Origin of the sequence: Larkinella insperata, from assembly GCF_026248825.1 — a bacterium.
Lineage (GTDB): Bacteria > Bacteroidota > Bacteroidia > Cytophagales > Spirosomataceae > Larkinella > Larkinella insperata.
The window spans coordinates 3,114,759-3,127,399 of record NZ_CP110973.1; the positions used below are offsets into that span (position 1 = coordinate 3,114,759).

General features: G+C 55.3%; 8 protein-coding genes. 4 read left to right on the forward strand and 4 right to left on the reverse strand.

The window, feature by feature from the left end:
* Window positions 1-246 precede the first annotated feature (246 nt).
* Window positions 247-450 carry a heavy-metal-associated domain-containing protein gene (locus OQ371_RS12695; RefSeq protein WP_265994141.1) on the forward strand — a complete coding sequence of 68 codons (204 nt, stop codon included), beginning with the start codon at window positions 247-249 and terminating at the stop codon, window positions 448-450.
* Window positions 447-2,696, forward strand: coding sequence for a heavy metal translocating P-type ATPase (locus OQ371_RS12700; protein ID WP_265994142.1), 2,250 nt, complete (start codon window positions 447-449; stop codon window positions 2,694-2,696). Before OQ371_RS12695 ends, OQ371_RS12700 begins: the two co-directional genes overlap by 4 nt.
* A 53-nt stretch (window positions 2,697-2,749) precedes the next feature.
* Here the strand turns inward: OQ371_RS12700 and OQ371_RS12705 are convergent, their stop codons facing one another.
* The 3 genes from OQ371_RS12705 to OQ371_RS12715 all read right to left on the reverse strand — a co-directional run bounded on the left by OQ371_RS12705 (window position 2,750) and on the right by OQ371_RS12715 (window position 6,578).
* Window positions 2,750-3,493, reverse strand: coding sequence for a nuclear transport factor 2 family protein (locus OQ371_RS12705; protein ID WP_265994143.1), 744 nt, complete (start codon window positions 3,491-3,493; stop codon window positions 2,750-2,752).
* Window positions 3,494-3,764: 271 nt separating this feature from the next.
* The gene (locus OQ371_RS12710) at window positions 3,765-5,120 is read right to left on the reverse strand and encodes a sensor histidine kinase (RefSeq protein ID WP_265994144.1); all 1,356 of its coding nucleotides are present in this window, start codon (window positions 5,118-5,120) and stop codon (window positions 3,765-3,767) included.
* A gap of 342 nt (window positions 5,121-5,462) precedes the next feature.
* Window positions 5,463-6,578 (reverse strand): Gfo/Idh/MocA family protein, encoded by a 1,116-nt coding sequence (locus OQ371_RS12715; protein ID WP_265994145.1) that lies wholly within the window; start codon window positions 6,576-6,578, stop codon window positions 5,463-5,465.
* Between the two features lie 233 nt (window positions 6,579-6,811).
* Between OQ371_RS12715 and OQ371_RS12720 the strand changes: the two genes are divergently transcribed.
* Window positions 6,812-9,262 (forward strand): TonB-dependent receptor, encoded by a 2,451-nt coding sequence (locus OQ371_RS12720; protein ID WP_265994146.1) that lies wholly within the window; start codon window positions 6,812-6,814, stop codon window positions 9,260-9,262.
* Window positions 9,263-9,295: 33 nt separating this feature from the next.
* The gene (locus OQ371_RS12725; RefSeq protein ID WP_265994147.1) at window positions 9,296-10,216 is read left to right on the forward strand and encodes a DUF4249 domain-containing protein; all 921 of its coding nucleotides are present in this window, start codon (window positions 9,296-9,298) and stop codon (window positions 10,214-10,216) included.
* 262 nt (window positions 10,217-10,478) lie between these two features.
* Here OQ371_RS12725 and OQ371_RS12730 read toward each other — a convergent pair whose 3' ends face one another.
* A complete protein-coding gene (locus OQ371_RS12730; RefSeq protein WP_265994148.1) occupies window positions 10,479-12,551 on the reverse strand; it encodes a ComEA family DNA-binding protein in 2,073 nt (690 codons plus the stop codon).
* Window positions 12,552-12,641: the final 90 nt, after the last annotated feature.

A 12,641-nucleotide genomic window follows, 5' to 3' on the forward strand; every position in this document is an offset into this window, starting at 1 on the left:
CTCCATTCCATAGGCAGAAACCGGGTCCGGACAGGACCCGGTTTTTTGTTTGGTTTCCACCACTTTAGATTTGCTTACAGGCCCGTTTTTTGAATTTTAATGAAAAAGCAGCGTAGCGTATTAGCGAAACAATTACTTCCTGATTAAATCGGGCCGCACAATTCTGTACCAGTCAGCCGGAATTCTGTAACGGTCGGATGTGTTCTATGGATGATATTTGCACAATTCAATGACACAACCGAAATCATGGAAAAGTTAACCTTCAAAACCAATATCAAGTGCGGTGGCTGCGTGGCTACCGTAACGCCGTTTCTGAACAAAGCCGTTGGGGAAAACAACTGGCAGGTAGATACCCAAAACCCGGACAAGCTGCTGACCGTCGATGGCGCAACGGCTGATCAGGTGAAAGAAGCCCTGAAAGACGCCGGGTATAAAGCGGAACTCGTATGAACGCGACCCCAACCGTAACCGAACGAACGGCCCGTACGGGTTCGGTGCGGAAGACCTACCCCGTGCTGGAGATGACCTGCGCGGCCTGTGCCGTCAGCGTGGAATCCATGCTAAAACATACGCCGGGCGTTGCCGATGCGGGCGTTAATTACGCCAACCAGCAGGCCTGGGTGGAATTTGACCCCAAAGCCGTTACGCAGCAGGACTTGCAGAATGCCGTGCGATCCATCGGTTACGACCTGATCATCGACGCTGAAGACCCGCAGGAAGTGCAGGCCGAAGCCCAGCAGCGTCATTACGAATCCCTGAAAAAACGCACCCGCTGGGCGGCTGTTCTGTCGGTTCCGCTGGTGGTAGTGGGCATGTTTTTTATGGATATGCCTTACGCCAATGAACTCATGCTGGTGCTGGCGGCTCCGGTGGTGTTTGGTCTCGGACGGCCGTTTTACGTTAACGCCTGGAAGCAGGCCCGGCACGGCAAGACCAACATGGATACGCTGGTGGCGCTGTCTACGGGCATTGCTTTTCTGTTCAGTGCGTTCAACACGGTGTATCCCGAATTCTGGCACCAGCGCGGCATCCATCCGCACGTGTACTTTGAATCGGCCGCCGTTGTCGTTACTTTTATTCTGCTCGGGAAACTGCTCGAAGAACGCGCCAAGTCGAATACCTCTTCGGCCATTAAAAAGCTAATGGGGTTGCAGCCCAAGACCGTTCGGATTGTGGAAGACGGCGTCGAATCCGAAATCCCGGTGGCGTCGGTGCGGGTTGGACAGGTGATTGTGGTGCGCCCCGGCGAGAAAATACCGGTTGATGGAGCGGTGGTAGCGGGCTCCTCGTTCGTCGACGAAAGCATGATTTCGGGCGAATCCGTGCCGGTCGAGAAAAAGGTCGATCAGAAGGTATTTGCCGGAACAATCAACCAAAAGGGAAGCTTCCGTTTCCGGGCCGAGAAGGTCGGAGCCGATACCATACTGTCGCAGATCATCCGTCTGGTGCAGGAGGCCCAGGGCAGCAAAGCGCCCGTGCAGCAACTGGTAGACCGGATCGCCGGTATTTTCGTGCCGGTTGTGATCGGGATTGCCCTGCTGACGTTCCTGGTCTGGATGCTTTTCGGGGGTGAAAATGCCTTTGCGCAGGCCCTGCTGACTTCGGTGACGGTTCTGGTCATTGCCTGTCCGTGTGCGCTGGGGCTGGCAACTCCGACGGCCATCATGGTTGGTGTAGGCAAGGGGGCAGACAATCAGATTCTGATCAAAGACGCCGAGAGTCTGGAGCTAGGCTATCAGGTAAACGCCATAGTGCTGGACAAAACCGGTACCATCACCGCCGGAAAACCCGCCGTTACGAACCTGGACTGGCAGCAACCGGAATCCGCGCAGTTGGCGTCCGTTTTATACGCCCTGGAGAGCCAGTCAGAGCACCCGTTGGCCGGAGCCGTGGTGGATCACCTGAACGATTCGGTAGAAAAAAGGGTGACGTTAGACAACTTTCAAAGCCTGACGGGGCGCGGGGTGACGGGCCGCTACGAAGGTGTTCAGTACGTGGTTGGAAACCGTCATTTACTGGATGAACACGGAATTTCGTTGAGTCTGGCCGTGAAGCAGCGGGCGGAGCAGTGGCAGCAGGAAGCCCGGACGGTGGTGTATTTTGCCGACGAACAAAACGTACGGGCCCTCATCGCCATTGCCGACCCGATCAAAGAAACGTCAAAAGCTGCGATTCAAACCCTCAAAAACCGGGGAATCAAGGTTTACATGCTCACCGGCGATAACCCGCAAACCGCCGGGGCGGTTGCCAAAACCGTGGGCCTGACGGACTACCGCGCGGAAGTGATGCCGTCCGACAAAGCCGAATTTGTGAAAGAATTGCAGCAGCAGGGCAAGGTGGTGGCGATGGTCGGCGACGGCATCAACGACTCGCAGGCGCTGGCGCAGGCCGATGTGAGCATTGCGATGGGCAAAGGGTCCGACATTGCGATGGATGTTGCCCGGATGACGCTCATTACGTCGGATCTGGGCCGGATTCCGAAAGCGCTGGAACTGTCGCGCCGAACCGTGCGGGTGATTCGTCAGAACCTGTTCTGGGCATTTATTTACAACCTGATCGGCATTCCGATTGCCGCCGGTATTCTGTTTCCGATCAACGGTTTTCTGCTCAATCCGATGCTGGCCGGAGCCGCTATGGCCCTCAGTTCCGTGTCGGTTGTGAGCAACAGTTTGCGGCTGCGGACCGCGCGACTGTAATTTTTCAAGGTGGAAAAGTACAAATAGCCCCCGGCTTCAACCGGGGGCTTTCGTTAGTTGGGCAGCAGTTGCTTCACGGCCCACTGTTCTACAATCCTTCGTTCGTGCAGCCGGAAAATATGGTAAAACGCATACGGCTTTAAGCCAAGCTGCCCTTCTGACTGAATCACGACAAAGTTGCCTTCGCCGATGATCCGGTGTACTTTCTGAACGGCGAACAGATCGGCTTTTTTCCGTAAATACTGCGCCAGACCGTCCAGTCCGTTGGCGATCTCCGGCTGGTGCTGAATAAGGTTGGCGGTGACAAAATCAGGGAGCCGTTTCAGGTCCCGATCCACCAGAACCCGTTGAAAGAATTCCTCAGCGATTTTTTTGTTTTCCCCGGTCAGGGCCATGTCTTCAACCGCGACGTCACCGTCCATCATGGGGTTTCCGTTCCGGGTGGTTTCGGGCTGGTCTTCAATGGCGTCCCAGTGCTCAACCACCTGCCCGTTGTCCAGCCGGAACAGATCGACCACAGCTTTCGTTTTGTCGCCCAACTTGACGCTGGTGTTGGTAACAACGTATTGGCCTTCCGCCAGAAGCCGCATAAACGGTTTGGCAGAAGTAGCAGGTTTGGGCATCTGACTCAGGTACCGGAGTGCTTCCATCAGCCCGGCCTTCCCCGGCGGAACCGCGGAGCTGTGCTGGATGTATTCGTCGGCAATAATTTGACGAGCATAGTCGAGATCACCGTTGGCGACGGCGCGCCGGTAAAAATCCCGGATAATGGATTTGTTCACTTCTATGGATTGCATCGGATGATTCGTTTGGGTTGATTCATGCAGAAACCCGACAGGTTTCTGTCTGGATGGTTTCGCTGCGCGGGGACCCCGGCGGCTGTTAGTCGGACAGACCGGTGCCGCTCGGGACGCACCCGGGTTAGCGAAAAAATGAAAAGGAATAACTGCCGCGCCACGAAAGGAAGCGCGCAGAAGGCACTAGCGGCAAGCGCGGGCGGGGCAGTATGTGATGAGGGTGATTTTCAGGAAGACAAAGGTAAAAGCCAACGGGTTTGATGGCAACTTTTTACTGACTAACTGTCGTTGCTGCGGGTACAATCAGGGGAAGAGTCACGGCAAATTCACCGTTCTCGTTTTCGACAACGGGTTTGGGCTGTTGCAGGCGCTGGTACTGGGTCAGAATGGCCGACAACCCGACACCGTTGGAAAGAACCGGGGTGTTTTTGCGCTGGAGGTTGTTGCGAACGATGAGCCGCCCCCGGTCGTCGGTCAGAATCTCCACCTTCAGCGGACGTTTGGCCTGCACCACGTTGTGTTTGACGGCATTTTCCACCAGCAGTTGCAGTGTCAGCGGGGGCAGCAGTTGGGATTCGTACGTGGGATCAACCCGAACCTCCAAATCAAGGCCGCTGCCGTAGCGGGTTTTCAGGAGCCTGAAATAGGACCGGATAAAATCGAGTTCACTGGAAAGGGCCGTTAGCGCCTGGTCGTTTGCCTTGAGTAAATACCGGTACACCAGGCTTAGTTCATCCACAAACTCACTGGCCTGCGGGGGATTCTCGTCAATCAGCGATGAGAGGGAGTTAAGGCTGTTGAACAGAAAATGCGGGTTGACCTGTGCCTGCAACGCCCGGAGCTGAACATCGGTTTTTTCCTGCTCCAGCCGACGCACGGCCAGTTCGGCTTCCAGACTTTCCCGGTGCCGCTGATCCCGCTCGTGAATTAACTGCTCCTTTTCGCGGGTTTGCTCAATCGCCTGGGCGACGGCAATCTGGCGCTGGCGGAAAGCCAGACAGAGCGAAAGACACAGCAATTCCACCATCAGCGCTACGCTGACCACATTCGTAAAGAAATCTTTGACCGGATCGGTGGCCCAACTCCATTGAAAGGCCGTGTAAAACACCAGTGTTCGGATGCTGCGCAGCAACAGAATAGCGCTGGCGGCCAGAAAAAAGCGGCCAACGGCATCACGCCGGTGCGACGCCACCCCGATGCCCGTGGCAACGAGCATGATCACCAGCAGCCAGTAAAGGGCCGAGATGTACGGGTAAGCCGGATGGGTGTTGAAGCCGAAGGTGATGATGGCCAGTTCTTCCAGGAGCAAATACCCAACCAGAACTCGCTGGGCGATCCGGAGCCATCGGCGTAGTCGGGGGTAATGGGAGGGGAGGTCGAAAAGCTGATAGACCAATTCCAGGTAGATGATTCGGGAAAGCCCCACCACCAGTGCCTGAATGATCAGGTAATTGGCCATGCCGCCGACATCATACCGTTGCGAGATGCTGTAGGCCAGCCAGATAAAAAGTTGTAACGTAAACAGACCGTGCACCCGGTCGCGGGAAAGCCCCCACTGCACGGCATTCAACGCAAACAATGCGCCCAACGAACCCATGTAGAGCAAACCCAACGAGTCGAAGGACATAGTTAGCGAGGATGATTTTCTTGAGACGGTACGAATATACAACTTTGACCGTCAACGAAAAAGCGGAAGAAGCTGAGTTGGAAGGTCTTCGCAGGGTGGGACCGTGCTCTGGATCCATCACCCGCCAACGCATCAGCCCCCGCCAAGGTTTTACCTTAACGGGGGCTGAGATGTTACCAGATACCGCTGCCTTTTCTCTCTGAAGTACCACCCACGGCTAATGAGCGTCAACGCCGTTGGGGTTGGTCTTTACGTGAATAGCTGGGACTTGAACCATCCTGACCCGGTGCTTTTGGCCTGCACGAAATGCAGGGGTACAGCCAGGTCTGAAATGTTTGTGCGCTATAGCCGACGGGCCAGACGGTCGGCTTGCACCGCCGTCAGCAGGGAGTTCAGGCCATTCTGTTCGGTAACCTTGCGGTGTGTTTCGGGGTAATAAATAGAGCTGGTCTGGTCGCGGATCATCAGCCGCAGCAGTTCGCCGTAAAGGTTCATTTTGTTGTGATCGAATCCGTAGCGAATTTCCACATTCTGGGAAATTTCAAACTCCTTGTTGCGTCCACGGGCCGCCCGGTCTTTGCCGCCATAATTGCCGGTAATGTCCAGAATCGACCCCGGAAACAGGTCCATCAGAGCCCGTGTTCCGGCTTCGTCCACCAAACCCCGGACGATGGCCCGCGTCGGTACCCATTCGTGCAGCGTTACATCCCCGCGCTCAAACAGAAGCCGCATTTCCTGGCGATCCATCCGGCCCACCTGCGTAAACCCGTGGTAAAAATTGACGAGCGTGTCGCCGTAGCGGACGGTAGCCTGCACCTGGTCTTCCAGGTCCGTGCCGGGGCGTTTGCAAATCTGTGCGGCTTCTACCGTGCCGTCGCCCAGCCAGCCCGCAAACATGTCAAAGAAGTGAACACCGTGTTCGATGAAAATACCGCCACTAAGTTCGCGGTTCCAGAACCAGTGCTGGGGCGAAAGCCCTTCGTCACCCGCGTAATTCTCGAAGTAACCGTGCAGAAATTCACCCAGGATCTTTTTGTCAATCAGAGTTTTGATGCGCTCGAACATCGGGTTGTAGCGCTGCATCAGGTTCGTTACCATCAGCAGACCCTTGCTTTGGGCGAACTCGACCATCTCACGGCCCTCTTCCTCGCTGGTTGCCAGCGGTTTCTCGCAAATAACGTGTTTGCCCGCCCGCAGCGCCTGCATGGATTGCTCGTAATGCAGAAAAGGCGGAGTGGAAATGTACACGATGTCGAGGTCGGGCTGGGCCAGCAGCTCGTCGATGGAATCGAAATGGGTGGCGCCAAAACGGTTGGCGGCCCGGGTGGCTTCCTCCCGCTGGGATCCCGCAATGCCAACCAGTTTGAGGTGAGGAGATTGCAGGAAATGCTGGGCGGCAAAAAGGCCAAAGCCGCCAAAACCAATGATGCCTAAGCCAAGTTCTTTTAGTTCACTCATGTCGTTCCAGGTTGTCTGATTTCCTACCTAACCACAATTAGGCGGAACTGTTGAAAAGATTTAAACCCAGATGACCCGAAAGCGAGGTTTTTATCCAATAAGCCGTGCCTTTCAGTATCGAATTTAGGCACTTCATCATTTTTTTGTCCTACCTAATGGGGGGAACCCCGACCTTTGCTGTCAACCAACAAATACACAAACTTTACTGGCGCTTTCGCGATACAACCTGACTTATGAAACAATTCTTACAAGGATGCCTCCTGCTGCTGCTGACCAGCACGGTTCTGCGGGCGCAGGAAACAGCCGGTGCTGCCCCAACGACCCGGCGCGTGAGTGGACAGGGAACGGTGAGCGGTTACATTAAAGATGCGGCCAACGGCGAAGGATTAATCGGTGTCTCGGTGTTTGTCAAAGAAACGGAGACCGGCATTACGACCAATTCATACGGCTTTTATTCCCTCACGCTCCCGGCTGGTACCTATACGTTAACGTATACCTACGTCGGTTTTGCCAGAGAAACCCGCACCGTCGATCTGACGGGCGAGAACGTACGACTCAATATCGAATTGCAGGAGGAAGGACGCGACCTCCAGGAAGTAACCGTTTCGACCAGACGTGAAGACGATAACGTAAAGAGCGTAGCCATGAGCGTTAATACGGTCGAAATGAAGACGATCCAGAAAATGCCGGCCCTGCTGGGGGAAGTTGACGTTATCCGGAGCATTCAGCTGCTGCCGGGCGTTTCGACGGTGGGCGAGGGCGCGACGGGCTTTAACGTCCGGGGCGGCAACGTTGACCAGAACCTGGTATTGCTGGATGAAGCACCGGTTTATAACTCTTCGCACCTGTTCGGTTTCTTCTCGGTCTTCAATCCCGATGCGGTGAAAGACGTGAAGCTGGTGAAAGGCGGGATTCCGGCCCTGTACGGCGGGCGGGTTTCGTCCATTCTGGATGTCCGGATGAAGGAAGGAAATTCCAAGCGAACCACGGTATCGGGTGGTATCGGCCTAATTTTTAGCCGGTTGACGCTGGAGCAGCCGCTCTTCAAAGATAAAAACGGGCAGGCCCGGGGTTCATTCATCATTGCGGGTCGCCGGTCGTACGCTGACGTGCTGGCCAAACCGTTTCTGACGGGCGATTTGAAAGGCTCCCGGTTTTTCTTCTACGACCTGACGGCCAAAGCCAACTACCGCATCAACGACAAAAATACCATTTACGCATCCGGTTATCTGGGGCGCGATGTGTTCGGCGCCGATTTTGGCTTTAACTGGGGCAATACCACCACGAGCCTGCGCTGGAACCACGTCTTTAGCGACAAGCTGTTTTTGAACACAACGGCTTTCTACAGCAACTACGATTACCTGCTGGACAGCGACCTGAAACGCACCAATCAGAAAGACTTTTTCAACTGGAAATCGGGCATTGTCAACTACAGCCTCAAACCCGACTTTACGCTGTTTCTGAAAAACAACACGCTGACGTTCGGTGGGCAGGCCATTATCTACGACTTCCGGCCGGGCGAAGCCAACGCGGCCAGCGGGGGAGAAGTGCGGTCGTTTGGGCTGGAAAGCAAGTATGCCCTGGAAAGTGCGCTCTACATCGGCAACGAGCAGCAGGTTTCCCGGCGGTTGCAGTTGCAGTACGGCCTGCGGTATTCGCTGTATAATTACCTCGGCCCCGGCGAAGCTTACGAATTTCAAACCAATGTGCCCGCGGGTCAGCGCCGGTTCCCGGTTTCAACCACGAGGTATGATCGTAACGAAGTGATTCAGACCTACGGAAACTGGGAACCCCGGTTTTCGGCCAAGTACGAGTTGAATGACATTAGCTCGCTGAAAGTCAGCTACAACCGGCTGGCGCAGTACCTGCACTTGGTATCGAACACAACGGCTTCGACTCCGCTGGACGTCTGGACCCCATCGACCAACAACATCAAACCACAGATTGCCGACCAGATTGCCGGGGGCTATTTCCGGAACTTTGGCCAAACCGGAACGGAATTTGAGGCTTCGGTGGAACTCTACTACAAGTGGTTGCAGAATCAGGTCGATTACATCGACGGCGCCGAACTGCTGCTCAACAAATACCTCGAAGGTGACCTGCTGAACGGCAAGGGGCGGGCGTATGGGGCCGAGTTTTACCTGAAAAAAAACCGGGGCGACCTGACCGGCTGGATAAGCTACACGCTTGCGAAAACCGAACGCTTCGTGGACGGCATTAACAACAACCGCTGGTTTCCGACGCGCTTTGACAAGCGGCACACCCTGAATGCCGTGGCCTTGTACGACCTCAATAAACGCTGGAGTTTCTCGGCATCTTTCGCGTTTGCAACCGGTACACCCGGCACGTTCCCGACCAACGGCTATCTTTTTCAAAATGTGTTAGTTGGCATCGTGAACGGACGCAACAACTACCGCATTCCGCCGTACCACCGGATCGATTTGTCGGCAACGCTGTACAACCGCAAGAAACGCCCCGATCAGAAGTGGGAAAGTAACTGGGTCTTCTCGGTTTACAACGCTTACGGACGCAAAAACCCGTTTTCCGTCTTTTTCCGGCAGGCCGAAGAAAAACGCACCGTCATGCTGAACGGCGAACCGGCGCAGATTCCAGTCGCCGAGGCCGTCCGGTATTCGGTGTTCGCTACCCTGATTCCGTCAGCAACTTACAATTTCAAGTTCTAAGCAACCCTCGGACTTTTTTACCAGAAAATAGCCATGAAAAATACCCATATATGCGGTTTCTCGATCCTTCATGTGATCTTGTTCGGCCTGCTACTACTGGGCCTGACTTCCTGTGAAGACCCGATCGACATTAACCTGGCGACCGGTCCGTCGCAACTGGCCGTTGATGGCTGGCTGACCAACCAGCCCGGCCCGCAGACAATCCGGCTTATGCGTACCGCCGGTTATTTTGATGCCGCCCAGCCCCCGGCGGCTCTGGGCGCTACGGTCATTGTAGCCGACGAAGACTCGGTTATTCACGAGTTTGTTGATCTGAAAGGCAACGGCAATTACGTCTGGACGCCCAAAAACGGCGAGACGTTCGGCAAAATTGGTAAGAAGTATCTGTTGGGCATCCGTTACGAAGGGCAGGAGTATTACGCCATTTCCCAGATGCAGCCCGTTCCGCCCATTGATTCCCTGGTTTTCCGGGAAGAAAAATTGAATCCGGTTTCGAGCGAAACGGGTTTTCAGGCTGAATTTTACGCCACCGACCTGCCCGGCCAGGGCGATTACTACTGGATTCGTACGTACCACAACGGCAAAAGACTCGACGGCACAAACAACATCGTGGTTTCCTACAACGGTTCGTTCAATGGGTCGGCGGATACCGATGGGCTGCTGTTTATTCAGCCGATCCGGTGGGCCATCAATCCCGAAGACCTGTACCAGATGAACGATTCGGTCCGGGTTGAAGTGTTGTCCATTACGCCGGATGCATTTTATTTCTTCCAGCAACTAAGCACCCAGATTAACAACGGCGGTTTGTTTGCGTCTCCGCCGGCCAACGTGCCCACCAACGTCGTCAACCGTAACGCCAGCGGTCCGAAAGCCGTGGGATTCTTCGGTATCTCGGCCCTGAGCAGCAAAACCGCCAAGGTTGAACCGGCGAACATTCGGCCGAGTGACGATTAAACCGTTGGCTCATTGGTCCGGACTACGGCTTGTTTAAGCGGGCCAGCCATCCGTTTTGTCCCGGCAGCGGACGGCTAACCCGCATAGCCGGGCGACAACTTTGTAGCGTTCAGCTGCGGCTCAGCACAATTTATCCACACCTCAACTCGAGTAGCGCGTAAAACCTATTCGTTGCTTACCAGGACAAAGTCGCACCAAGCCGTGTGATTTTGTAGTAAGTCAGGTAACAAAAACGGATTCAGTGAATCCGTTTTTATGTTTCTCAAAACTTCCAGCGCACCTGCGCCTTTACTTCGCTTTTGTGTGGCCTGGCAATTTCGTCCAGATCCGAGCCAACGGTATCCTGCTGGCGAAAATCGGTGCGGCTCCAGCGCAGCCAGAGGTCCAGATGCTTGTTCAACGTGTACTGAACCAGAAGGTAATTTCGGATGCCCTTGTTGGCGTAAGCCGGGATCGAAAAGGCGGACAGTACATCTTTTTCGTAAATATACTGCCGACTGTCGTAACTGTCAGTGCTGAACCACGCCAGCCGCCCGCTGAGGGAAAGCCGTCCGAAATCCGCCGTGGCATCCTGCACCACCGCCAAACCGTTGGACGCTTCATGATCGGCGTAGTGGAAGCCGCCCCACTGCACCCGCGTCCGCCACGACCATACCCGCGAGGGAGCGTATTCGACATTGATGGCGTAGTTTTTCCGCACGGTCCCGACCGTTTCTTTGGTTTTACTCAGCGCCGTCGGCAGGTTTTTCTCCTTGTGCTCCTCGCGGTAGATACCGTATAGGGTCAGTTTTTTGGTGGGCGTGTAGGTGGTCTGCACCAAAAAATCGTAGCCCTGCGACGGCTTGTCAACCAAGTACTTCAGCCACGGGAACCGGTAAAAGTCGAAGAACGTACCCAACGTCAGCTTGCGGTAAATGACGTAGCGCAACCCCGTGTAAATGCCCCGTTCATTGCTGTTTCGCGTGTTTTCTCCGAAAGCATTGGCATAGAAGCTATGGAAATTCCGGGCGTAATACCGTCCCAGCAGGGCCGCGTCCAACCGTTTGGTCAGACTGGCGACGGCCCCACCCACCGCGCCAACACCACCGCTGGTGGACCGGGCGGCCTCTCCAAAAAAGTTAATGTTTTGCCAGATGTAACTGCCGTGCAGCCCAATGACGGTGTTCTGCTTACCTGCAAATTCGTAGCGGTTGTACGGCAGATCGCGTTTTTGCAGCCTTTTGTCAAAAGTGGTGTGCAGCACTGTCGCGCCCAGTTGCAGCCGCTGGTCCGGATGATAGAGCAGGTGCGCCCCCAGGTTTTGTTCCAGAACGCTGGCGTGGTCGGCCTGTTCGGCGGGTGTCCGGTGCAGACCGCTGGTGAGAAGCGAACTGATTTTATCTTCCTGATTTTCCGAATCCGTTACCACGTTGCCGTCGCGCCGGTTGTGGGCTGCCAGCAGCGTGACATCCCAGCTTCGGGTCAGCGCACAGGTCGCTGTCAGGCCACGTAAGTAACCGTATTCGCTCAAAGAAGTATGAGGCCGCGCACCCAGCGAGGGCCGCCGAACGCCCGCTACGGTTTCCGCCCCCTTTCCCAGCGAAAAGCCCGACGCCAGTACAAGGCCCTGTCCGATCTGGAGTTGGTAATCTCCGATCAGAATGTTGCGCCAGCGTCCCCGGTTCTGAAGTTGGGCGTGGAAGGAAACGTAATCCATACCGTACTGATACCGGCCCGGCTGCCAGCGAAACGGCTCACCGGGGTCCTGCTCGAGGGTGAAGCCAAAACTGAAATCGCGTGGCCGGCTGTAACGATAGCGCCAATACCACTGCTGTCGGCTGCCGTCGTAGCGCCGGGGCAAGTTTCCGTTTTTATCCGGTTCGCCCGGGGTAAATCCCTTTTGCTGTTCCAGAACCCGTTCAACGCGCATCATCAGGTAATGATCGGTCGGATTCCGAACCGAGAAAGAACGGTTCCGCGCATCGATGGTCACAAACGGTAGCAGCCGGCGGATGGTCGGCAGGTCAAAATCCGGGACGGCCTGCAGTTCGTAGACGGACAGGAAATTGCCGAAGCTGGCCCGGTACTCAAACAGGCTGTTAAGCTGCCGTTCAGTCAGCAGGTACGTAGCCGAAAGTTCGTCGCGGGTGAGGGTGTTGAGGTCAAGCGGACTGGCGTAAAGCTGGTACAGATTTTCGTAAACCGTAGGGTAGTCGATGCCCTCGGTTTGTACCGGAAACAGATTCTGGATAAAATCGCTGAGGTTGGTTTCGCGCCGACGGTATTCCTGCGCCCCGGCAAACGAACCGAGCAGCAGGAAACCGCCAAGCAACCAACAGGTGAAATGGTAGTTCAAATCGTCGTTACAAGTGGGAAGGCCGCACGTTTGCCGGACGGCCCGGTCCGGCTGAAAGAAGGTTTCTTTCAGTTACTTATGACGACGTAA